The sequence below is a fragment of the Gordonia sp. UBA5067 genome (assembly GCF_002414845.1).
GTDB lineage: Bacteria > Actinomycetota > Actinomycetes > Mycobacteriales > Mycobacteriaceae > Gordonia > Gordonia defluvii.
Genome location: NZ_DIAX01000039.1, coordinates 1 through 22,628 on the forward strand (window position 1 = coordinate 1; position 22,628 = coordinate 22,628).

Below are 22,628 nucleotides of genomic sequence, written 5' to 3' on the forward strand. Positions count from 1 at the left end.
GCTGGCCGGGGTCGATCTGAACCCGGTGCTCGACCGGATCGATGTGGACGGCTTGGTGTCGCGGATCGACGTCGACGCGCTGCTCAACCGCACTGATGTCGTGGGGCTCGCGGAGAAGGTGATCGACGGCGTCGACCTCAACACGATCGTGCGCGATGCGTCGGCATCGGTGTCGACGGAGATGATCAACGATGTCCGCACCGGTTCGGAACGGGCCGATGATGGGGTGGAGCAGTTCGTGAACCGGATGCTCCGACGCAAGGACGGCCGGTGACGGCGGTACCGGCCCGCACCGCGGGGGTGGTGAGCCGCATGATCGCCGGGGTAGTCGACGTCGCCGTCGCCGCGGGAATCGTCGTCGGTAGCTATTTCGCGGTGACGTTTTTCCTTTTCGTCGTCGGCTGGCGCCGGATCGAGGTCGACGACCTGCGCTGGTGGATGACCACGACCAGCTACCTGGTGGTGTTGACCGGCTATCTGTTCGTGTGTTGGGCGACGTCGGGGCGCACCGTCGGCTGCGTCACCATGGGTTTGCGGGTGACCCGGCACTCGGGGGAGCGACTGCACGTGGTCGCGGCCCTGGTGCGTGCGTGGCTGTGCGCGGTGTTCCCCATCGGTCTGCTGTGGGTGGCGGTGTCGCCGAGTCGGTCGTCGCTACACGACCTCGTGGTGCGCAGCCGCGTGGTCTACACCCACGACGCGTAGGTACGCCGCGGTCGCAGGGGCGGACGGTCAGCCGCCCAAGGCGCGGGCGAAGAACGGCCACGCTCGATGGAAGACTTCTTGAAAGTACGGCCAGGCGTGCGTTCCGGGGCCGGCGAAGTCGAACATGGCAGGAATATTCAGACGGTGCAGTCGTTCGCGCAATTGTTGCGTGCAGTGCAGCGTGGCGGCCTCGATGGCACCACCGACTGCCAGTTGGTCGGCCAGCCGCATCGGGTCGGGGACCTGCTGCAGGTTGTCGTATCGGCCGGGTTGGCCGGTCGCCGACGAGATGTACAGTGCTGTCCCGCGCAGCCGGGCAGCGTGGAGTACTGGGTCGTGAGCCAGCCACCCCTGACTTCCGTAGGGTCCCCACATGTTGGTGGCGTTGGACTGACCGCGGAATTCGACCACCGAACGGACGGCCAGCTGGCCGAATCGGTCAGAGGTAGCCGCGCATCCACTAAACGATGCGGCGGCGCGGAAGCGCCCGGGATGTTCGATGACGAGGTTGAGCGCCGACGTGGCCGATCCTGAGATCCCGGCGACTGCATTCCTGCCGCTGGTTCGGTACATCGTGTCGATGACCGGTGGCAGTTCCGTCCCGAGAAAGGTCGACCACTTGTTCACGCCGAGGCGGGCATCGGGTCGGAGCCAGTCGGTATAGAAGGTGTACGCGCCCTGCGTGGGGATGACGACATAGACGTTCTTCGTTGCCAGGAACTGGACGAGGTCGGTCTGGTGGACCCAATTCGCCCGATTCTCGCCACCAGCCGCCCCGTTCATCAAATAGAGCACGCCCCTGGGCCGTGAGGCATCGGCCGGGGTGACGATAGTCAGGTCGATATCGCGGTCCATCGCGTGCGAGTGCACGACGATCGTAGAGACTCGGGGCGCCGCAGGCGTCGGCGTTGCCTGTGCTGAACTGGGCGCCGACGAGCCGAGGATGACGGACCAGGCAACGACGACGGCCATCGTCATCGTCTTGACGCTGCGGCCGGGCACGCGCAGCAAGCAGCTAGGTGAGTCCGAACCAGCCGAGGATGATTTCCCACAGAGTCGGGGGCGGCGGGTTGGCGGGAACTCCGGTGAGGATAAACATGGTGTCGGGGTCTACCTCTCGTACGATTGCCTTCGGTGGGCGGGGTGCTCCTCGCCTCGTTGTCAAGACTAACGGGGGCGGGTGGTCGTACAGCGAGTAGTCGACTACCCGTTTCGGCCCGCGTCGGCGACATTTCCGCTGTTGGCCGGGCAATCGCGCGCGAGCTGACTACCGTGGCAGCCATGTTCACGCGCCGAGCGCTACTGGGGGGCGCCGCGATGGGTGCCTCGGCGGTCGTCGCGGCACGCTTGGGTGGACCGGTGCAAGGTGTGCCGCCGGGAATCCTCGACGTCGTGACACCGGACAGTCCGTTGTATGACCGCCTCGCGAGTCGCGGCTACAATCCCCGTTTCCGGGCCGCCCCGCAGGAGATTCTCGTCCCGCATGACACATCGGCGGTGGTGCGGGCGGTACAGCGGGCCGTCGACTCTGAAACGAGGATCGGACTGCGCGCGGGCGGCCATTGCTTCGAGGGGTTCGCCGATCGCCCCGAAGTGGCGGCGCTGCTTGACCTCGGGCGCTTGAGGGCGGTGGGGTTCGACCATGCCTATCGCGCGTTCTCAGTCGGCGCGGCTGCGGATTTGGGGTCGGTCTATCAGTGCCTCTACCGAGGTTGGGGTGTGACGGTTCCCGGTGGAACCTGCCTGGGGGTCGGGGCGGCAGGGCTGATCAGCGGTGGGGGCTTTGGTGGCCTGTCCCGGCGTTTCGGTGTCGCCGCCGACCACCTCTACGGTGTCGAGCTGGTAGCCGTCGATGCCAGTGGACAGGCCCGTGCGGTCGTGGCGACGCGGGATGGTCCGAACCGCGATCTATGGTGGGCCCACACCGGCGGTGGCGGGGGCAACTTCGGCGTGATCACCCGGTTTCTGATGCGGTCACCGGTGTCCGATGGTTCAGATCCGAGCACTGCGCTGCCGGTGCCCCCTCGGCGCATGTGTGTCGGCCGCCTGCATCTCGTGGTCCCGACGGTCGAGGCGTTTGTCTCCTTCGTCGGAAACTTCTTGTCCTTCCTCCACGATCACCGAGCACCAGGGGCGCCGGCGACCGCGCTGTACAGCACCTTGTATGCGGGTTCGCTCCTTTCCGGCGGCTGCAGCGTGCAGACCTACTTCGGTGCGGAAGCCCAGCATGTCTACGACGATTTCGTGGCTGCGATGTCGCGCGGCGTCTGGCCGCGACCTGTGCCCGCGCAGACGAGCGAGGGGCCGTTTCTACCCGAAACGCTACGCTACTGCACGCCCCGCGGCAGATCGGCGATGTCGGTGAAGTACAAGTCCGCCTTCCTGCGCACCCCGTATTCGAACGCCCAACTCCGCACGCTGCATCGATTCCTCAGTGATCCAAGCATCGTCGACGGGGGATCAGGGATTCAGTTCTTTGCCCTCGGTGGCCAGATTGGTGCGGTGGCTCCGGGGCAGACCGCGCTCGCCGAACGGAGATCGATTGCCAAGGTGCAGATTCTCGGCGGGTGGTCCGACCCGCGGCAGAGTGCGTGCCGAATCCGCTGGACGCGGGAATTCTATCGGGCGCTCTACGCCAATACCGGTGGCGTGCCACAGCCGGATCGGCGCAATGGCGGCTGCTATATCAACTACCCCGATACCGACATGGCCGACCCGGAGTGGAATCCGGCGCTGCCCTGGCATCACCTCTACTACCAGGACAACTACCCCCGTCTGCAGGAGGTCAAGTCGGCATGGGATCCGCAGAACCGATTCAGCCATCCGCTCGGCGTGACCTCGACATAGTCCGGGTCGGGTTCGGCTCCCGGCCTAGAGTGAAGTAATGAGTGAGTTGCTGCCGTTGGATCCCGATCAACTGCTGACGACGACGAGATCGGTGCGCAAGCGGCTCGACCTGGACCGGCCGGTGCCGTTGGCGATCATTCGAGAGGCGCTCGACGTCGCGCTGCAGGCGCCGAGTGGGAGCAACAGTCAGGGCTGGCACTGGATTGTCATCGATGATGCCGAGAAGCGGCGCCAGATCGCCGACCTGTACCGGAAGTCTTTCGCGTCGTACAGTTCGTCGCAGCACCGTGGTGACGCAACGGCCAAGCGTGTTGCGTCCAGCGCGACGTATCTCGCCGAGGTCTTCGACCGGGTCCCCGTCTTCGTGATCGGCGCCATCGACGTCGGCAAGGGGGGCCTACCGGCGAATCAGGCTGGCATCTGGGGTTCGGTGCTGCCGGCCGCGTGGAGTTTGCAACTCGCGCTGCGGGCCCGCGGTCTCGGGTCGGCTTGGACCACGCTCCATTTGGCGTATGAGAGCGAGGTGTCGGCGATTCTGGGGATACCCGAGGGGGTGGCCCAGGGCGTGCTGCTGCCCGTCGCCTACTACACCGGGGCGACCTTCCAGCCCGCACCGCGTCGTCCGCTCGGCGAGGTGCTACACATCAACGCATGGTGACCGCGCCGCAATCGCACCCGTCGGCGTCGGACGCCGGCTCAACGGGTGCCCCCGGAGCCTTGCCGGCGACGCGGCGCGGCGCGGCCAAGGCGGCGCGGCGGGCAGAATTGTTGACCGCCGCAGCGAAACTGATGGCACAGCGGGGATTCGCGGCGGTCCGGCTCGAAGACATCGGCGCGGTCGTCGGCATCAGTGGCCCGGCCATGTACCGCTACTTCGATTCGAAATCAGACCTCCTCGATCAACTGCTGATCGATGTCAGTGAGCGGTTGGTGGCCGGTGGTGAGGAGGCCATAGCGGCAGGCGGGCGGGGCGAACAGGTGCTCCGGCGGCTCATCGATTTCCATATCGATGTGATCGTCAGCAAGCCCGACCTGATCACCGTGCAGGACCGCGAACTGCTCTCGCTATCCGACGATGCGCGCCACTGGGTCCGCAGTCTGCAACGGCGCTACGTCGAGCGATGGGTTGACGTGCTCGTCGCACACGATCCGCAGGTCCGAAGCGAGGCAAGGGTGCGCGTCCACGCGGTGTTCGGTCTGCTCAACTCGTCGCCCCGGTTGCCCGACTATCCGGCCCAGGACCTGCGGCCGCTTCTCGCGGCCATGGCCTGGGTCGCGCTCAATGCCACGGTGTAGCGGAGACGAGCCACCGCGCTGCGGGAAGTGGCCCGCCCGATCACTGGACGACTGGTGGCCGTACGGCGTACACTCCATTTCAGTTAATCACGAATAACTGAAGGCGGAAGATGGCCGATCCAGCACAGTCGCCGGCACCAGCGCACCGGGCGAACCTCGCAGTGCTATCCCAGCGGCTCAGCGCCGTGGCGGCGGGCGGCGGGGAGAAGGCGCGGAAGCGGCATCTGTCGCGCGGCAAGCTGCTCGTCCGCGACCGCATCGACGCACTGCTCGACCCGGGTTCGCCCTTTCTCGAGGTTGCTCCGCTCGCGGCGTTCGGCATGTACGACGACAAGGCGCCCAGTGCGGGCGTGGTCGCCGGCATAGGTCGCATCCACGGTCGGGAATGCATGATCGTCGCCAACGACGCCACGGTTTCCGGCGGCACGTACTACCCGGTGACGGTCAAGAAGCACCTGCGCGCCCAGGAGATCGCCGCCGCGAATCGACTGCCGTGCGTGTACCTCGTCGACTCGGGCGGGGCGATGCTGCTTCAACAGGACGAGGTGTTCCCCGATCGCGAGCACTTCGGGCGGATCTTCTTCAACCAGGCGAACATGAGCGCGGCCGGGATTCCGCAACTCGCCGGGGTTCTCGGATCGTCGACCGCAGGCGGCGCCTACGTGCCGGCGATGAGCGACGAGAACGTCATCGTGCGGGAACAGGGGACGATCTTCCTGGCGGGCCCGCCCCTGGTGAAGGCTGCGACCGGCGAGGATGTCAGTGCCGAGGACCTGGGCGGCGGGACGATGCACTCGTCGATTTCGGGCGTCACCGATCACTTGGTCGACAACGATGAGCAGGCCCTGGTCAAGCTGCGCGAAATCGTTGCGACATTCGGGCCCCGAGAGCCTGCCCAATGGGACACCGAACCGACCCGCCGGCCGGGCCGTGCGCAGTCCGATCTCTACGATGTTGTCCCGACCGATCCGCGCATCCCATACGACGTGCGCGAGGTGCTCGAGATCCTTTCCGACGGCGGCGAGTTCACCGAGTTCAAGGCAAACTACGGGGCTTCGCTCGTCACGGCGTTTGCTCGCGTGCACGGTCATCCCGTCGGCTTCGTGGCCAACAACGGCGTGCTGTTCTCCGAGTCCGCGCTCAAGGGCGCCCACTTCATCGAGTTGTGCGATCGGCGCCGAATACCGCTGATCTTCTTGCAGAACATCACCGGGTTCATGGTTGGCCGCGCCTACGAAGAGGGCGGGATTGCGAAGAACGGCGCGAAGATGGTCACCGCCGTCGCCTGCGCGCGCGTCCCCAAGCTGACCGTCATGATCGGCGGCTCCTTCGGCGCGGGCAACTATTCGATGTGCGGGCGGGCCTACTCGCCGCGTTTCCTTTGGACGTGGCCGAACGCCCGGATCTCGGTGATGGGCGGCCCCCAGGCCGCCGATACCCTCGCCACCGTGCGCCGTGCGCAGTTCGAACGGGCTGCGCAACCGTGGTCGGCCGAGGACGAGGAGGCTTTCAAGTCTCCCATCCGCGACCAGTTCGACCAGCAGTCGGACGCGTATTACTCGTCTGCGCGTCTCTGGGACGATGGGATCATCGACCCCGCCGACACCCGCACCGTACTTGGCCTCGCGCTGGAGGCCTGCCGCTATGCGCCCCTCGACGACGTCAACAACGGCGTCTTCCGGATGTGAAATGACTACTTCAACCAACTTGTCCGAGCCCGCGTCGACCCGCGTCATCCGTAGCGTCCTGATCGCCAACCGGGGCGAGATCGCGTGCCGCGTGATTGCGTCGCTGCGTGCTATGGGGGTCCGATCCATCGCCGTCTATTCCGACGCCGACGCGCGCGCGCCGCATGTGCGCGAGGCCGATATCGCCGTGCGCCTCGGCCCCGCCCCCGCTGCGCAGAGCTACCTCGACATTGCCAAGGTGGTCGCCGCGGCCGTCGAGACCGGAGCCGACGCCGTGCACCCCGGCTATGGATTCCTCTCCGAGAATCAAGACTTCGCCGCCGCTCTGGCGGCGGCGGGAATCGTATTCATCGGGCCGCCGGTCGTGGCGATCGCGACGATGGGCGACAAAATCGCGGCTCGTGAGGCCGTGACCAGGCGCGGCGTGCCGGTCGTCCGGGGTCTGTCGCGCCCCGGGCTGTCCGACGACGACCTCGTCGCTGCCGCACCAGACATCGGGTTCCCCGTGCTGATCAAACCGAGTGCCGGCGGGGGCGGCAAAGGAATGCACCGCGTTGACGACCCGGCACAGCTGCGTGCGGCGCTGGGCACGGCTCGTCGGGAAGCGCTGGCCGCCTTCGGCGACGACGCGCTGTTTCTCGAGCATTTCGTCGACACCCCCCGTCACATCGAGGTGCAGGTGCTCGCCGACGAGCACGGCACGGTGATCCATCTCGGCGAGCGGGAGTGCTCGCTGCAGCGCCGCCACCAGAAGGTCATCGAAGAGGCCCCGTCGTCGCTCTTGGACGCCGCCACGCGCGCCCGGATCGGCGAGGCCGCCTGCGATGCGGCCCGCAGCGTCGGCTACACCGGTGCCGGAACGGTCGAGTTCATCGTCTCCGCGCGCCGCCCCGACGAGTTCTTCTTCATGGAGATGAACACGCGGCTCCAGGTGGAGCATCCGGTCACCGAGATGGTCACCGGCATCGATCTCGTCGAGCAGCAGATTCGGGTCGCCCGCGGCGAACGGCTCACCATCGCCCAGGATGCCGTCGTGCTTTCCGGTCACGCGGTCGAGGCACGGGTCTACGCCGAGGATCCGGCGCAGGACTTCCTGCCGACGGGCGGCACGGTGCGCACACTGAGTTGGCCGACCGCAGGCGCCGGGGTTCGGGTCGATGCCGGAATCGATGCCGGATCGGTGATTGGCTCGGATTACGATCCGATGCTTGCGAAGGTTGTCTGCCACGGCGCTGATCGGATGGAAGCCCTCGACCGCCTCGACGAAGCGCTGGCGAAGACCGTCCTCGTCGGAGTCGGGTCGAACGTCGACTTCTGTCGATATGTCCTGGCACAGCCCCGGGTACGCGACGGGGAACTCGACACCGAACTGCTCGACCGGCTGGCCGCCGACTACGCGGCACCGGCACCGACGCCGGCCGCACTGGTCGCCGGCGCCCTGGGGGTGCTGGATCTCGGCCGAGCCGGTGATCTGTGGAGCAGTGCGATTGGATTCCGCATCGGGGTGCCCTCGCCGATCACCACGCGGCTGCACTGTGGCGGGCACCGCTACACGGTGTCGGCGCTCGTCACCGATTCAGACACCCGAACTTTGCGGGCCGAGGCGACGATCGTCGCCGAGGAGGCCGACGGTGGGGCTGGCGATGCCGACGAGGTGTGGCGTGGGGCGGTATACCTGGACCACGCCTCCGCCGCCGCGGTGACCGTGCGGTGTGACGGCATCGGCTCGCTGTGGGTGGTCGAGCAGACCAGCGGCACTCAGCGGTGGGTGTGCGGTGAGGACGGCACGTGGGTTATGCAACTCGCACACCGCCTCGAAACGTCGGAGGACGCCGACGCCGCCGGGGACGTCCGGAGCCCCATGCCCGGCACCGTCGTCGCCGTGCCCGGTGTCGACGGGCAGACCGTCGATACCGGCGATCCGCTCGTCGTCGTCGAGGCGATGAAGATGGAACACACGCTCCGCGCACCGGTCGCCGGCGTGGCATCGGTCACCGTGCGTGCCGGGGAGAAGGTCGACGCCCAGCAGATCCTGGCCCACGTGGCCGTGCCCGAGGTGACCGAACAATGATGGAGGACAGCGGCCGATGGAACTGACGCAGGAATACACCGACCTGGTGCACACGGTGCGCGATTTCGCGCAGTCGGTGGTGGCGCCGGTGTCGTTCAAGCACGACGAGGAACACAGCTTCCCCTATGAGGTCGTCGAGCAGATGGGGCAGATGGGGCTCTTCGGCCTTCCTTTCCCGGAGGAATACGGCGGCATGGGCGGGGACTATTTCGCCCTCGCTCTCGCCCTCGAGGAACTGGGCAAAATCGACCAGTCGGTGGCAATCACCCTCGAAGCCGGAGTCGGACTCGGCGCCATGCCGATCTATCGATTCGGCACCGACGAACAGAAGCAGACGTGGCTGCCCGACCTGGTCGCAGGCAATCGGCTTGCTGGTTTCGGCTTGACCGAGCCCGGCGCGGGCAGCGACGCCGGGGCGACGGCGACCACCGCGATCGAGGACGGCGACGAGTGGGTGATCAACGGATCGAAGCAGTTCATCACCAATTCGGGAACCGACATCACCGCGCTGGTGACGGTCACTGCCGTAACCGGTACCAAACCCGATGGCGGCAAGGAAATTTCGACGATCATCGTGCCGGCGGGAACGGCGGGTTTCACGGCGGAACCGCCGTACAGCAAGGTTGGGTGGAACGCCTCGGACACCCACCCCCTGTCGTTCTCCGACGTGCGCGTGCCCCGCGAGAATCTGCTGGGCGTGCGTGGCCGGGGCTACGCGAACTTCCTCTCGATCCTCGACGAGGGGCGCATCGCCATCGCCGCGCTGGCCACCGGCGTCGCGCAGGGGTGCGTAGATGAGAGCGTGCGCTACGCGCGGGAGCGCAAATCCTTCGGCCAGCCGATCGCCGGATATCAGTCGGTGTCGTTCGCCATCGCCCGGATGGAGGCGCGGGCACACGTCGCCCGGACCGCCTACTACGACGCGGCCGCGAAGATGCTCGCCGGCAAGCCGTTCAAGAAAGAGGCATCAATCGCCAAGATGATCTCCAGCGAGGCGGCGATGGACAACGCGCGGATGGCCACGCAGATCCACGGCGGATACGGCTTCATGAACGAGTACCCGGTCGCGCGCCACTACCGTGACTCGAAGATCTTGGAGATCGGCGAGGGCACCACCGAAGTGCAGCTCATGCTCATCGCGCGCTCGCTGGGGCTGTCATGAGCGACGCCGCCGGCGCGGCGCCCAGGATAACCCAGCGCGGACTCTGGTTCGAGGAGTTTGCGGTCGGCACCGTCTATGAGCACCGTCCGGGTCGGACGCTCACCGAGACCGACAACGTGCTTTTCACGACCCTGACGATGAACACCCAGGCGCTTCACCTCGACGCCGCGTGGGCCGCGTCGCAACCCGGATTCGACGGTCAGCGCCTGATCAACTCGATGCTGACGCTCTCGACAATAGTCGGGCTCTCGGTGGCGCAGTTGACGCAGGGAACGCTCGTGGCCAACCTCGGTTTCACCGACATCGCGTTTCCGGCACCGATGTTCGCCGGCGACACCTTGTACGCGGAGACTGAGTGCACCGGCAAGCGGAGGTCGAAGTCGAGGCCCGGCGAGGGCGTGGTGAGCCTGACCCACCTCGGGCGAAACCAGCACGGCGTCGTCGTCGCGCGGGCATCCCGATCGACGCTGGTACGACTATGCGGCGACTAGTGGACTAGAGAGAAGGCCGAGCACAGTGAACGACTCTGGGATCGTTGAGCAGTCATACGCCCGTGGCGAGGATCTGCCGCCGCTGCTGGACCAGACGGTCTTCGACAACTTTGCCGTCACGGCCGGCCGGTTCGGCGACAACCTGGCGATCGCCGATGCCGCGGCCGGCCGGACCTGGTCCTATCGCGAGATGCTCCGTGATGTGCGGGCACTCGCGGCCGGACTTCGGCGGGCCGGCGTGCGCCGTGGCGACCGCATCGGGGTGTGGTCGCCCAACTGTGCCGAGTGGGTGCTCGCGCAATACGCAACGGCGGCGATCGGGGCCATCCTGGTCAACATCAACCCGTCCTATCGCCAGAACGAGGTGGACTTCGCGCTGCGCCATGTCGGCATTTCGCTGGTGCTTGTCTCGCCGCCGTTTAAGGATTCGGACTACCCGGCGATGGTCGCCGCGGCCGTTCGGGCGCTTGCCGAGCCGATCGCGCTGGTGGTGTTCGGAAGTCCAGAGTGGGAGGCACTGCTCGCCGAGCCGACCGAAACCGAACTCGCCGATGTGGCGCGAGCGGGCGCCGAGTGCGCAGTCGACGACCCGATCAACATCCAGTTCACCTCCGGTACCACCGGAGCGCCCAAGGGGGCCACCCTCACCCATCGCAACATCCTCAACAACGGGTATCTGGTGGGCGAATTGCTCGGCTATACCGAGGCCGACCGCGTCTGCCTCCCCGTGCCCTTCTACCACTGCTTCGGCATGGTGATGGGGAACCTCGCCGCGACGACCCACGGGTGCGCCATGGTCATTCCCGCGCCGGCGTTCGACCCGGCCGCGACGCTCGCGGCGGTGTCCGAGTTCTCGTGCACCAGTCTGTACGGCGTGCCCACGATGTTCATCGCCGAACTTGCCCTGCCGGACTTCGCGGCCCATGACCTGTCGAGTCTGCGCACCGGCATCATGGCCGGATCGCCCTGCCCCGAGCAGGTGATGCAGGAGGTCGTCGACCGGATGCACATGGATGAGGTGTCGATCTGCTACGGCATGACTGAGACGTCGCCGGTTTCCACCCAGACCAGAACCGACGACGCGTTGGCACGGCGGGTCGGCACCGTCGGGCGGGTGGGACCGCATCTGGAAATCAAGGTCGTCGACCCGGCGACGGGGGAGACGGTGCCGCGCGGAACGGCCGGTGAGTTCTGCACCCGCGGCTACAGTGTGATGCTGGGCTATTGGAATCAACCGGACAAGACCGCCGAAGCCCTCGACGGTGCCGGGTGGATGCACACCGGTGATATCGCCGTCATGGACGCTGACGGGTACGTCCAGGTCACCGGACGCATCAAGGACATGGTGATCCGCGGTGGGGAGAACATCTATCCCCGCGAGATCGAGGAATTCCTCTACACCCACCCCGACATCCTCGACGTCCAGGTGGTCGGCGTCCCCGATGAGCGTTACGGTGAGGAACTGATGGCGTGGGTGCGGTTGCGCGACGGTGTCGCCGACTTCACCGCCGACGACCTCCGGGAATTTGCCGAGGGAAAGATTGCCCGTCACAAGATTCCGAAGTTCGTGCACGTCGTCGACGAGTTCCCGATGACGGTGACGGGCAAGGTGCGTAAGGTCGACATGCGCGCAACGGCGATCGAACTGCTCGGCTTGGGGATCGAGTAGGGTTCGATTCATGTCGGCGAGCGGTTTGTCTGATTCCCGGTGGAGCCCACCCGGACCCGCCATGCTCTTCTGTCCGGCCGACCGGCCGGACCGCTACGCCAAAGCCGCTGATCGCGCCGACGTCGTCATCCTCGATCTCGAAGACGCGGTCGCCCCGGATCGGCGTGACGATGCCCGGGCAGCCCTCGTCGCGAACCAGCTCGACCCGGACCGGACGATCGTGCGGATCAACCCGGCGTCGACCGGCGAGGCGCGCCGTGATCTGGCCGCCATCGCTGAAACGATGTACCGGGTCGTGCTCGTGGCGAAGGCCCAGACCGCCGAGGAGGTCTCGCGGACCGAGATGCAGACGATCGCACTGATCGAGACCCCGCTCGGCGCGGTGAACGTCAATGACATCGCTGCCGCGCCGAACGTGATCGGGTTGATGTGGGGTGCCGAGGATCTCGTGGCCGGCCTCGGGGGTTCGTCCTCCCGGTTCGGCCCCGATGAACCCCGCACCGGCACGTACCGCGACGTGCCGCGCACAGTCCGGTCGACGGTCCGGCTGGCGGCGGCCGCGTACGACCGATTCGCCGTCGACGCCGTCCATCTCGACATCGACGATGTCGAGGGCCTTCGGCATGAAGTGCTCGACGCCGTCGCCCTCGGATATCACGCAACCGCGTGCATCCACCCGTCTCAGGTCGCGACCATCCGCGACGGGTACCGCCCGACACCGGAAGAAGTCGACTGGGCCAGCGCTCTCATGTCGGCGGCCGACGAGCACTCCGGGGTGTTCACCTTTGACGGCCGGATGGTCGACGGCCCGGTGTTGAGTCAGGCCCGCGCGATCCTGATGCGGGCGGGTTGACCGCACCCTGCGTGAGCTTCGGTCGACCGTCGGGTCCGACGCCCGATCCGGCGATGTATTAGCGTGGTGGTGCATCGGGTGCTCGCGATCACACGTCGCCGAGCGCCAGGACGAACCAAGGAGTCTGAACACACCATGAGCTACCCACCGACTGGCTACGGTCAGCAGCCCGCCCCGCAGGATCCCACCCCGCAGGATTCCGCCGCGTACGGCCAGCAGCAGGGCTACGGCCAGCAGGGCTACGGCCAGCAGGGCTACGGCCAGCAGGGCTACGGCCAGCAGGGTTACGGCCAGCAGCAGGGCTACGGCCAGCAGCCGGGTTATGGCCAGACTGGTCAGCAGCCTGCTTATGGCCAGCAGCAGGGCTATGGCCAGCAGCCGGGTTATGGCCAGCAGCCGGGTTATGGCCAGCAGCAGGGCTATGGCCAGCAGGGCTACTACAGTCAGCAGGCATACACCGCCCCGAAACCGCCGAGTCCGGGCTTGCCGTCGAATATTGCGCAGATCCTGGCATTCAGCACGCTTGCCCTCTCCGTGGTCCTGTTCATCCTCGGGTTCTTCGCCTCGACCTTCAATCTCGAGTGGGCGATCATCCTCATCGTGCTCACCGCGGTGGCCGGCGCCGCCGGGTTGGCCAAGGAGAAGGTGCTGGCGACGGTGGTCACGGCGGTGGCCGCGGTTGCCTTTGTCGGCGGTTTGGCCCGGGTCCTCATCCTCGACCACCTGCTGGGCAGTGCCGTGATCTCCTACGTGAGCATCTTCTTCGGTCTGGTCACCCTGGGTGTGTCCATCTTCTGGCTCATCGTCACGCTCGGCAAAGTGAAGATCGCCCCCGAACCAGGGGCGGACGAGGCTGTGTCCACCGGGGACTCGGCGACCGCTGACGAGGCTGCGGTCGCGGCGCCGGCGACGACCGGCGGATATGCGTATCCGGCCGCTATTGCTCCCGCCGCGGATGCGGCGGCAGGCACCTATGCCGCGGCGACCGACACCGCGGCATCGGCCGCGACCCAGGTCGTCGACACTGCCGCATCGGCCGCTGACAACGCGACGAGGGTGATCAACACCAACCCCGAGCAGCGGTAGCCGAACACGATCGATGCAGGACAGGAGCGCCCCGGCCGAATGGTCGGGGCGCTCCTGGTTGGCGGCCGGACCCATCCGGTCCGGCAGTGATTTTCCCCTCGCCCGGCGCGCCTGCTCCGCGACACCGGTGCGGACTGCGACCCTGAACAGCGATGAAAGGACAATCCGGATCACTCGCCGCGCGTCTGCGGCAGGTGCGTCAGAACCAGCGCGAGCACGCTCGCGCGACGGCGGGGACGGCGCGGGAGCTGGTGATCGTCGCGTTCGCGGTGCCGCTGGTGACGCTGCTGGTGCTGGCACTTGTCGTCATCGCCACCATGGCGGCCGCCGGCACCGGCTTCGGGGCATTCGGCACGGCGCTGGGATCGGCCTGGCTATGCCTGCACCAGGTGCCGCTGAGCGTGGGCGGGGTATCTATCTCGGCCCTACCGCTACTCCCCACCATCGGCCTGGTCGTTGCGGTCTTCGTCTACACCGGGCCGTCGGCGCGGTTGCGCACCACTTCTGCCGATCTCGGCGCCCTCGTCGGTGCGGCCGTCGGCGGACCGATGCTGATCACCGCGCTGGCGCTGGCGCTGGTCCTCGACGGCAGTTCGGTACTTCCGGTCAATCCGCCCAACGCACTGTGGGCCTTCGCGGCAACGGCCCTGATCTACGGTGGCGGGACCATCGCCGGTATCGGGCGCCGGGATTGGCGTGTCTGGGGTGAGCGCGCCGGGATCCGCGGTGAACGGTTGGACGACCTCGTCGCCGGCGTGCGCGCCGGCGCGCTCGCGGCCCTGGCAATGGTGGGGGCCGCAGCAGCCCTGGTCTGCGTCCTGTTGCTGCTGAACTGGCCTGCGGTGTCGCGGGTCGTCGCCGGCGGAAACCGGGTCGACGGGTACCTCGGCCTGGTCGTGGTGTCGCTGCTGTACTTGCCGAACGTGGTCATTGATGCCGTCGGCGTCCTGGTGGGGACGACCGTTCAGCTGGGGGGCGCCACGGTCGATCTGTTCAACCCGCAACCCGGCGCCGTGCCCGCACTGCCGATTTTGGCGATCCTGCCCGGCGATCCCCCGATCCGGTACCTGTGGGCCATCGCCTTGGTCGTGCCTTTGGCGATCGCCTGTCGGGCCGCGCTGCGGATGCGGCACTACGACTTGGCTCGCAACCTTCGGCGCGTCACGGTCGGTGCCGCGACCACCGCCGCGGTACTGCTCATCGCCACCGTCGGCGCCGGGGGCACGATAGGCGAACTGGGTCGCGCCGGTGGTGATGCGCCCGTCGTCGCGTTGGCCGCTTTCGCCTGGATCATGGTTGTCGGCGCGATCGCCGCGCTGGGCAACGGGCTGCGCGCGGAGACGAAGGCGGCGCGAGCCGCCGCTCTGGCCGGCCGGCAACTCGACGACGCGGCTCACGGTGCGGAGGCGGCCGTCGATGCCGACGACTCCTGGGATCCCGCGACCGCCGTGCCGACTCCGGCGTTCTACCGGCCTGACGACGATGCGCCCGTCATCGACGACGTCGAGGACCTGATGTTCGTCGACGATCTGCCCGGCGACTAGAATTCCTGCTCGTGAAGGCAGAGGCGATCAGGTGACGGTGCCGGTCGTCGTCCTTGCCTCCGGGGCGGGGTCGCTGCTCTCGGCGCTGCTGGACGAGGCCGCGCGCCATGGGGCGGCGTTCGAGGTCGTCGCCGTCGCCGTCGACCGCGAGTGCCGCGCCGCCGACCTGGCCGCGCAGCAGGGGATCGTCGTTATCACGTGCCGCCTCGCCGACTACCCTGATCGAAGCGCGTGGGACCGTGCGCTGACCGAGCAGGTCGAGGCGTTCGCCCCGGAGTGGGTGGTCACCGCCGGCTTCATGAAGATCCTCGGCTCGGCGTTCCTCCGGCGGTTCGCCGGCCACATCGTGAACTCGCACCCGGCACTGCTGCCGGCCTTTCCCGGCGCGCACGGCGTCGCCGACGCACTGGCTTACGGGGTGAAGATCACCGGCACCACGGTGCACCTCGTCGACGGTGGCGTCGATACCGGCCCGATTCTCGCGCAAGCCCCGGTCGTCGTCGATCCCGATGACACCGAGGAGACGCTGCACGAGCGCATCAAAGCCGTTGAGCGGGTGCTGCTCACCGATATCGTTACCGCCCTCACTACCCGTGGGGTGGTCACTGACGGACGAAAGGCCCAGATTTCGTGACTGATACCAAACGCCCCATCCGGCGCGCCCTCGTCAGCGTGTACGACAAGACCGGCCTGACGGACTTGGCGATCGCGCTGCACGCTGCGGGCGTCGAACTCGTGTCGACCGGTTCGACCGCGAAGACGATTGCGGCGGCCGGCATCCCGGTCACGGAGGTTTCTCAGCTGACCGGCTTCCCCGAGTGCCTCGAAGGGCGCGTGAAGACGCTGCACCCGCGCGTGCACGCCGGCATCCTCGCCGATACCCGCAAAGACGATCACCTGCGTCAACTCGACGAGCTCGGCATCGCGTCGTTCGAACTCGTCGTGGTGAACCTGTACCCGTTCACCCAGACGGTCGCCTCGGGGGCGACGCCCGACGAGTGCATCGAGCAGATCGACATCGGCGGGCCGTCGATGGTGCGTGCGGCCGCCAAGAATCATCCGTCGGTCGCGGTCGTCGTCGACCCCGTCGACTATGCCAGCGCCGCCGCGGCGGTCATCGATGGCGGGTTTCCATTCTCGGTACGACAAGCGCTGGCCGCCAAGGCGTTCCGTCACACCGCAGACTATGACGTGGCAGTCGCATCGTGGATGACCGCTGTTGTTTCCCCCGAGCCAGGCTCGGCGTTCCCCGTCTGGGCCGGGGCGACCTGGGATCGGCAGGCAGTGCTGCGCTACGGCGAGAACCCGCACCAGTCGGCCGCGCTGTATGCGAATAGCGCCGGCGCGCCCGGACTCGCGCAGGCCCACCAGTTGCACGGTAAAGAGATGTCGTTCAACAACTTCACTGACGGGGACGCCGCTTGGCGGGCCGCGCATGACTTCACCGCACCGGCCGTTGCGATTATCAAACATGCGAACCCGTGCGGGATCGCCGTCGGCGCCGATATCGCGCAGGCGCACCGCAAAGCACACGCCAGTGACCCGGTCAGCGCGTACGGCGGGGTGATCGCGGCGAACCGCGAGGTCAGCGTTGAGCTGGCGGAGCAGGTGGCCGACATCTTCACCGAGGTGATCATTGCCCCCGGGTACGCCGACGGGGCAGTCGACGTCCTGGCGAAGAAGAAGAATCTGCGGATCCTGATCGCGGAGCCGCCCAGCCCGGGCGGCAGCGAGATGCGACCGATTTCCGGTGGCATCCTGCTGCAGCAGCGCGACGTCATCGACGCCGACGGCGATGATCCGTCGAACTGGCGGCTGGCCGCCGGCGCCCCGGCCGACGACGCGACGCTGGCGGACCTCGAATTCGCCTGGCGTGCTTGCCGCGCGGTGAAGAGCAACGCGATTCTGCTTGCCGCCGATGGTGCGTCCGTCGGCGTCGGCATGGGTCAGGTCAACCGGGTCGACTCGGCGCATCTGGCCGTGCAGCGCGCGGGCGCCCGGGCCCACGGCTCGGTGGGGGCGTCGGATGCGTTCTTCCCGTTCGCCGACGGCCTGCAGGTGCTCATCGCCGGTGGTGTCCGGGCGGTCGTGCAGCCGGGCGGGTCGATCCGCGACGACGAGGTCATTGCGGCCGCCGAGAAGGCCGGGGTCACGATGTACCTGACCGGGGCCAGACACTTCGCGCACTGATCGCACAGTGTTTCGCCCACCCTGCTTCGATCGAGTGGGGATGAGCGAAAGAATGCGGCACGGATGGCGCGAGAGCATCGGACGGATCGTGCACGTCCACGACGAGTAGCGTGGAGCCGTGGCATCTCAGACGTCGATCACCTCCGCGAAGAACCCACCCCCCACCGCCTCGAATCTCGGTGAGTTGCGTGCTTCCGATCATGTGCAGCGCAGCATCCGCGACGAGATCCGGCACAATCTTCTCGCCGCGCTGCGCGGTGGTGCGGATCCATGGGTCGGCCTCGTCGGCCTGGAGTCGACGGTCATTCCGCAGCTGGAGCGGTCACTCCTGGCCGGGCACGACGTCGTGCTGCTCGGCGAGCGAGGCCAGGGCAAGACCCGCATCCTGCGCACCATTGTGGGACTGCTCGACGAGTGGACGCCGGTGATCGCCGGGGCCGAGTTGGGGGAGCACCCGGATGAGCCGATCACGCCGGAGTCTCAGCGGCGGGCCGCCGAACTTGGCGACGACCTGCCGATCCAGTGGCGCCATCGGAGCGAGCGCTACAGCGAGAAGCTGGCGACTCCGGATACCTCGGTGGCCGACCTCGTCGGGGATATCGACCCGATGAAGGTGGCCGAGGGCCGCAGTCTTGGCGATCCGGAAACCATCCATTTTGGGCTCATTCCGCGGGCGCACCGCGGCATTGTGGCGATCAACGAGTTGCCCGACCTGGCCGAGCGAATCCAGGTCGCGATGCTCAATGTGATGGAGGAGCGCGATATCCAGGTACGCGGGTACTCATTGCGGCTTCCGTTGGACGTGGTCGTCCTGGCCAGCGCGAACCCCGAGGACTACACCAACCGCGGCCGCATCATCACTCCGCTCAAAGATCGGTTCGGCGCCGAGATCCGCACGCACTACCCGCTGGAACTCGACGACGAGATCGGCGTCATCGAGCAGGAGGCCGATCTGCTCGCCACGGTTCCCGAGTATCTGCTGGAGATTCTGGCTCGCTTCACCCGTTACACGCGGGAGCATCCGGCCGTCGACCAGCGGTCGGGTGTTTCGGCGCGATTCGCAATCGCCGGTGCGGAGACGGTTGCGGCCGCCGCCCTGCACCGCAGTGCGGTGTTGGGCGAGGAGGTGCCGGTGGCCCGGGTCGTCGACTTGGAATCGGTGATCGAGGTGCTGCGCGGCAAGATCGAGTTCGAGTCGGGCGAGGAGGGGCGGGAGCTGGAAATCCTGGCGCACCTGCTGCGTAAGGCCGTTGCCGACACGGTGCGCGAACACCTCGGCGGTATCGACTTGGGCCCCTTTGTCGCCACCCTTGAGGATGGGCACCCGGTCGTGACCGGTGATCGGGTGTCGGCTGCGGACCTGCTGGGATCGCTGCCGGCCGACGAGCCGGTCGGCATGACGGTCGACGCGATTGCCGCGCGGCTCGACGCCGATACCGACGGCGAGCGCGCAGCGGCTGTCGAGTTGGCGCTCGAGGGGCTCTTCCTTGCCCGGCGCATCGGCAAGGAGGCCGATGACGAGGGCCAGACGGTCTACGGATAGCGACTAGCCCATGCCCGAGCAGCCTTCCGATACCGGCCCGGCGAACAACCGGCGGAACTTCCACCGATCGCGCTACGAGCGATACCGCGGCGGGCCCGACCCGCTGGCGCCGCCACTCGACTTGCGCGAGGCACTCGATGAGATCGGCGCCGACGTGATGGCCGGTTCGTCGCCTCGGCGCGCGCTGCGCGAGTTGCTACGCCGCGGGACGCCGGGCTTGCGCGGTCTCGATGAGTTGCGCGAGCGGATCAACCGTCGACGCAACGAGTTGCGGAAGAGTCGCAACCTCGATGGGACGTTCGACGAGATCCGGGAACTTCTCGAGAACGCGGTACTCGAAGAGCGAAAGCAACTGGCCCGCGACCTCGATGACGATGCGCGTTTCGCTGAGATGCAGATCGGCAACCTGCCTCCGTCGACGGCCGCCGCCGTCAGCGAGTTGTCGGACTATCGGTGGCGGAGCCCGAAGGCGCGAGAGGACTTCGAGAAGATCCGCGACCTGCTGGGTCGCGAATTGCTCGAGCAGCGCTTCGCCGGGATGAAGGAGGCGCTGCAGGGTGCCGGCGAAGCCGATCGTCAGGCGATCACGGACATGTTGTCGGACCTCAATGAGCTTCTGGCGCAACACAACCGGGGTGAGGACACCACTGATTCCTTCGCCGGGTTCATGACCGAGCATGGCCAGTTCTTTCCCGAGAATCCGCGCAACACCGAGGAACTCGTGGAATCGCTCGCCAAGCGCAGTGCGGCCGCCCAGCAGTTTTACAATTCACTTTCCGCCGAGCAGCGCGCCGAGCTGGATCAACTCGCCCAGCAGGCCTTCGGCTCGTCCGACCTGATGAACGCCCTCGCCAGCGTCGACGGCCAGCTGCGTGCGGCCCGGCCGGAGCTGGATTGGGATGGCGCACAAGGGTTTTCCGGTGATCAGCCGATGGGAATGGGGGAGGCCGCGGCCGCGATGGCCGACCTAGCCGAGCTCGACGAGCTCAGCGAGGCGATGAGTCAGCAGTACGCCGGTGCGGACCTCGCCGACATCGATCTGGACGCCTTGGCCCGTCAGCTGGGCGAGGATGCCGCTGTCGACGCCCGCACGTTGCAGCGGTTGGAGCAGGAGTTGCGCGATCAGGGCTTCTTCGAACGCGGCGCCGACGGCGAGCTTCATTTGAGCCCCAAGGCGATGCGGCAGTTGGGACAGTCTGTGCTGGCCGACATAGCCGATCGCCTCACCGGTCGCGGCGAGCGCGCCACCCGGCTTTCGGGCCGGCTGGGGGAGCCGTCCGGCGCGACGCGGGAGTGGGCGTTCGGCGATACCGAGCCGTGGGACGTACCGAGGACTATTACCAATGCCGTGGTTCGCGACGCGGGAACCGGGAGGTTCAGCCGGGGGCGGCCGGTGCAGCTGACCGTGGGCGATGTGGCGATCACCGAAACCGAGGCGCGCAGCCAAGCCGCCGTCGCGCTACTCGTCGACACGTCGTTCTCCATGGAGATGGAGGGTCGCTGGACACCGATGAAGCGAACGGCGATCGCGCTCAACCAGCTGATCTCGACCCGCTTTCGTACTGACGAGTTGCAGATCATTGCCTTTGGGCGAGAGGCGCGCACCATCGATGTCGGGGAGCTGGCCGGGTTGTCGCCGCGCATGGAGCAGGGCACCAATCTGCACCACGCGCTACTCCTGGCGCAGCGGCATCTGCGCCGTTTCCCGCATGCCACGCCGGTGGTTCTGATCGTCACCGACGGTGAGCCGACGGCCCATCTCGAGCCGTCCGGCGACGCCTTCTTCTACTATCCGCCGCACCCGCAGACGATCGGCCTGACGGTTGCCGAACTCGACCACCTTTCTCGGATGGGTGCGCAGATCACGGTCTTCCGGCTCGGCGACGATCCGGGTTTGGCGATGTTCATCGACCGCGTCGCGCGCCGTGTGGGGGGACGCGTGGTGGCGCCCGATGTCGACGGGCTCGGTGCGGCGGTGGTGGGCGACTACCTGCGCGGGCGCCGGGAGCGATAGCGAGTGGGCACTGATTTTCGCCGAGTGGGCACCTTCCGGCCGCCGAGTGGGCACTGATTTTCGCCGAGTGGGCACCTTCCGGCCGCCGATCATCCCAAGGCGAGGGCGAGAATGGTGATGATGGGGATCGCCGCCAGCGTGGTGACGAGTGCGCAATCGCGGGCCACGGCTTGTCCGCGCTGGTAGCGGACGGCGTAAACCAGGACGTTTTGCGCCGTCGGTAGCGCGGCGATGACGACTTGTGCGAACAGGTGGTGCCCGGCGAGTCCGAAGCCCCATCGTGCCACCACATAGGCGAGGGCAGGCATGGCCACCATCTTCAGTGCGCTCGCCAGTGCCACGTCGCGTCGCGGGTTTGGTAGATGCTCCTCCGACGCGGAAGCGGCACGTCTAGCGGCAAGGGACAGACCGAATACGAGAAGGGCCAGCGGTACCGAGGCATCGCCGAGCATCCGGAACGGATCCATGATCGCCTGGGGTGGATGCCACCCCAGGCCGGACACGATCAGGCCGGCGGCTCCGCCCAGCAGGATGGGGTTGGTCAGCGGAGTCACGATCACGTCGCGGATCACCCGCGGCCGCTCCGCCGACAGGTCGAGGGCGACCAGCGCGATCGGAGAGTAGACGAGGATCTGGAACAGCAGTAGTGGCGCGATGAACGACCGGTCGTCGAGAACATACATCGCGATCGGAACGCCGAGGTTGACGCTGTTGACATAGGACGACGAGAGGGCGCCGATGACGAGGTCGGGAAGGTCGCGTCGCAACCAGAGGCGAGCGACGATGACGTAGACAAGCCCGATGGTGAGTGCGGTGCCACCGGCGATCACCAATGTCGAGGAGAAGACGTCGCGGAGGTTGGCCGAGACCAATGAATGGAAGAGTAGCGCCGGGGTGCAGACAAAGAAGACGAGGCGGGACAGAACGTCGGTGGCGGTGGGGCCGAGGGTGCCCGACCGGCCGAGGCCATAGCCGATCCCGATCACCAGGAAGATGACGGTGAAACCCGCGACGACACCCGACACCGCCACAGCCTAATCGCACAGTTGTGCCGCCCAGGCGCCGGGGACTCCGCCGGTGAGATGATGCTCGACGGCGCCACGTGTCGGGATTGCGGTAGCTTTTTGGGTGACGCCAGTTGCCGAAACGAGGACTTCAGTGACCACCCCCGAGATGCCCGACGAGCAGCCCGACGCCGCCACCGGTACCGGTGCAGACCCGATCAACTTGAGCAAGCACGCCGAACCAACGGTTGTGGTACCGAAACCGGACTATCCGGGCGCCAGTCAACCGCAACCGGCCGCGCCGACGCCTGAGGCGGTCTATTACTCCGATCAGCAGTCGTACCCGGCTCAGGGATACCCGGCGGGTGCGCCAGCGGAGTCCCGGCAGGGGTATTCACCCGGGCCCGCGCCGTCTAATCCGGCACCGCAGTCCTACCCGGGTGCGCCCAGCTATCCGGCCCCAGG

The 22,628-nt window shown here is 67.3% G+C and carries 18 protein-coding genes and 2 pseudogenes; 18 read left to right on the forward strand and 2 right to left on the reverse strand.

Translation table 11 applies throughout. The features are described from left to right. Together B4M62_RS06145 and B4M62_RS06150 are read left to right on the forward strand one after the other, a co-directional pair. Positions 1–274 (forward strand): annotated as a pseudogene (locus B4M62_RS06145) (hypothetical protein); the annotation flags it as partial. Beyond that, positions 271–705, forward strand: a complete 435-nt coding sequence (locus B4M62_RS06150) for an RDD family protein (protein WP_290706098.1) — start codon at positions 271–273, stop codon at positions 703–705. The pseudogene B4M62_RS06145 and the gene B4M62_RS06150, both read left to right, overlap by 4 nt. 27 nt (positions 706–732) lie before the next feature. Here B4M62_RS06150 and B4M62_RS06155 read toward each other — a convergent pair whose 3' ends face one another. After that, the gene (locus tag B4M62_RS06155) at positions 733–1,716 is read right to left on the reverse strand and encodes an alpha/beta hydrolase (protein WP_414651796.1); all 984 of its coding nucleotides are present in this window, start codon (positions 1,714–1,716) and stop codon (positions 733–735) included. A 270-nt stretch (positions 1,717–1,986) separates the two neighbouring features. Between B4M62_RS06155 and B4M62_RS06160 the strand changes: the two genes are divergently transcribed. The 15 genes from B4M62_RS06160 (at position 1,987) to B4M62_RS06230 (ending at position 21,159) form a co-directional block, all read left to right on the forward strand. After that, positions 1,987–3,552, forward strand: coding sequence for a BBE domain-containing protein (locus tag B4M62_RS06160; protein WP_290706099.1), 1,566 nt, complete (start codon positions 1,987–1,989; stop codon positions 3,550–3,552). Between the two features lie 37 nt (positions 3,553–3,589). Next, complete coding sequence (locus B4M62_RS06165; RefSeq protein WP_290706100.1) at positions 3,590–4,210, forward strand: nitroreductase family protein; 621 nt, start codon at positions 3,590–3,592, stop codon at positions 4,208–4,210. Beyond that, positions 4,204–4,848: a TetR/AcrR family transcriptional regulator gene (locus B4M62_RS06170; RefSeq protein ID WP_290706101.1), complete on the forward strand. Its 645-nt coding sequence runs from the start codon at positions 4,204–4,206 to the stop codon at positions 4,846–4,848. The genes B4M62_RS06165 and B4M62_RS06170 overlap by 7 nt, the downstream gene beginning before the upstream one ends. A 110-nt stretch (positions 4,849–4,958) precedes the next feature. Next, entirely contained in the window at positions 4,959–6,536 is a 1,578-nt protein-coding gene (locus B4M62_RS06175; RefSeq protein ID WP_290706102.1) for a carboxyl transferase domain-containing protein, read from the forward strand. Between the two features lies 1 nt (position 6,537). Then, a complete protein-coding gene (locus tag B4M62_RS06180) occupies positions 6,538–8,607 on the forward strand; it encodes an acetyl/propionyl/methylcrotonyl-CoA carboxylase subunit alpha (protein ID WP_290706103.1) in 2,070 nt (689 codons plus the stop codon). A gap of 16 nt (positions 8,608–8,623) precedes the next feature. Beyond that, positions 8,624–9,769 (forward strand): acyl-CoA dehydrogenase family protein, encoded by a 1,146-nt coding sequence (locus B4M62_RS06185; protein WP_290706104.1) that lies wholly within the window; start codon positions 8,624–8,626, stop codon positions 9,767–9,769. Next, on the forward strand, positions 9,766–10,260 hold the full coding sequence (locus tag B4M62_RS06190; protein WP_290706105.1) for a MaoC family dehydratase: 495 nt from the start codon (positions 9,766–9,768) through the stop codon (positions 10,258–10,260). The genes B4M62_RS06185 and B4M62_RS06190 overlap by 4 nt, the downstream gene beginning before the upstream one ends. Positions 10,261–10,285: 25 nt before the next feature. Then, entirely contained in the window at positions 10,286–11,929 is a 1,644-nt protein-coding gene (locus tag B4M62_RS06195) for an AMP-binding protein (protein ID WP_290706106.1), read from the forward strand. A gap of 10 nt (positions 11,930–11,939) precedes the next feature. After that, positions 11,940–12,782 (forward strand): HpcH/HpaI aldolase/citrate lyase family protein, encoded by an 843-nt coding sequence (locus B4M62_RS06200; protein WP_290706107.1) that lies wholly within the window; start codon positions 11,940–11,942, stop codon positions 12,780–12,782. Between the two features lie 135 nt (positions 12,783–12,917). Then, entirely contained in the window at positions 12,918–13,868 is a 951-nt protein-coding gene (locus B4M62_RS06205; protein ID WP_290706108.1) for a hypothetical protein, read from the forward strand. Between the two features lie 152 nt (positions 13,869–14,020). Continuing rightward, the gene (locus tag B4M62_RS06210) at positions 14,021–15,412 is read left to right on the forward strand and encodes a DUF6350 family protein (protein WP_290706109.1); all 1,392 of its coding nucleotides are present in this window, start codon (positions 14,021–14,023) and stop codon (positions 15,410–15,412) included. Between the two features lie 37 nt (positions 15,413–15,449). Next, positions 15,450–16,046: a phosphoribosylglycinamide formyltransferase gene (gene purN, locus B4M62_RS06215; RefSeq protein WP_290706115.1), complete on the forward strand. Its 597-nt coding sequence runs from the start codon at positions 15,450–15,452 to the stop codon at positions 16,044–16,046. After that, complete coding sequence (gene purH / locus B4M62_RS06220) at positions 16,043–17,602, forward strand: bifunctional phosphoribosylaminoimidazolecarboxamide formyltransferase/IMP cyclohydrolase (protein ID WP_290706110.1); 1,560 nt, start codon at positions 16,043–16,045, stop codon at positions 17,600–17,602. The genes purN and purH overlap by 4 nt, the downstream gene beginning before the upstream one ends. A 118-nt stretch (positions 17,603–17,720) precedes the next feature. Next, complete coding sequence (locus B4M62_RS06225; RefSeq protein WP_290706111.1) at positions 17,721–19,145, forward strand: sigma 54-interacting transcriptional regulator; 1,425 nt, start codon at positions 17,721–17,723, stop codon at positions 19,143–19,145. 10 nt (positions 19,146–19,155) lie between these two features. Continuing rightward, positions 19,156–21,159 carry a vWA domain-containing protein gene (locus tag B4M62_RS06230; RefSeq protein ID WP_290706112.1) on the forward strand — a complete coding sequence of 668 codons (2,004 nt, stop codon included), beginning with the start codon at positions 19,156–19,158 and terminating at the stop codon, positions 21,157–21,159. Between the two features lie 89 nt (positions 21,160–21,248). Here the strand turns inward: B4M62_RS06230 and B4M62_RS06235 are convergent, their stop codons facing one another. Beyond that, the gene (locus B4M62_RS06235; protein WP_290706113.1) at positions 21,249–22,184 is read right to left on the reverse strand and encodes an AEC family transporter; all 936 of its coding nucleotides are present in this window, start codon (positions 22,182–22,184) and stop codon (positions 21,249–21,251) included. Positions 22,185–22,317: 133 nt separating this feature from the next. Between B4M62_RS06235 and B4M62_RS06240 the strand changes: the two are divergent. Next, positions 22,318–22,628, forward strand: a pseudogene (locus tag B4M62_RS06240) (hypothetical protein); the annotation flags it as partial.

What these genes read in the sequence shown, in the direction of transcription:
- B4M62_RS06160 (WP_290706099.1), top strand. Translation starts at nt 1,987, where the DNA reads ATGTTCACGCGCCGAGCGCTACTGGGGGGCGCCGCGATGGGTGCCTCG.
- B4M62_RS06165 (WP_290706100.1), top strand. Translation starts at nt 3,590, where the DNA reads ATGAGTGAGTTGCTGCCGTTGGATCCCGATCAACTGCTGACGACGACG.
- B4M62_RS06170 (WP_290706101.1), top strand. Translation starts at nt 4,204, where the DNA reads ATGGTGACCGCGCCGCAATCGCACCCGTCGGCGTCGGACGCCGGCTCA.
- B4M62_RS06175 (WP_290706102.1), top strand. Translation starts at nt 4,959, where the DNA reads ATGGCCGATCCAGCACAGTCGCCGGCACCAGCGCACCGGGCGAACCTC.
- B4M62_RS06180 (WP_290706103.1), top strand. Translation starts at nt 6,538, where the DNA reads ATGACTACTTCAACCAACTTGTCCGAGCCCGCGTCGACCCGCGTCATC.
- B4M62_RS06185 (WP_290706104.1), top strand. Translation starts at nt 8,624, where the DNA reads ATGGAACTGACGCAGGAATACACCGACCTGGTGCACACGGTGCGCGAT.
- B4M62_RS06190 (WP_290706105.1), top strand. Translation starts at nt 9,766, where the DNA reads ATGAGCGACGCCGCCGGCGCGGCGCCCAGGATAACCCAGCGCGGACTC.
- B4M62_RS06200 (WP_290706107.1), top strand. Translation starts at nt 11,940, where the DNA reads ATGTCGGCGAGCGGTTTGTCTGATTCCCGGTGGAGCCCACCCGGACCC.
- B4M62_RS06205 (WP_290706108.1), top strand. Translation starts at nt 12,918, where the DNA reads ATGAGCTACCCACCGACTGGCTACGGTCAGCAGCCCGCCCCGCAGGAT.
- B4M62_RS06210 (WP_290706109.1), top strand. Translation starts at nt 14,021, where the DNA reads ATGAAAGGACAATCCGGATCACTCGCCGCGCGTCTGCGGCAGGTGCGT.
- B4M62_RS06230 (WP_290706112.1), top strand. Translation starts at nt 19,156, where the DNA reads ATGCCCGAGCAGCCTTCCGATACCGGCCCGGCGAACAACCGGCGGAAC.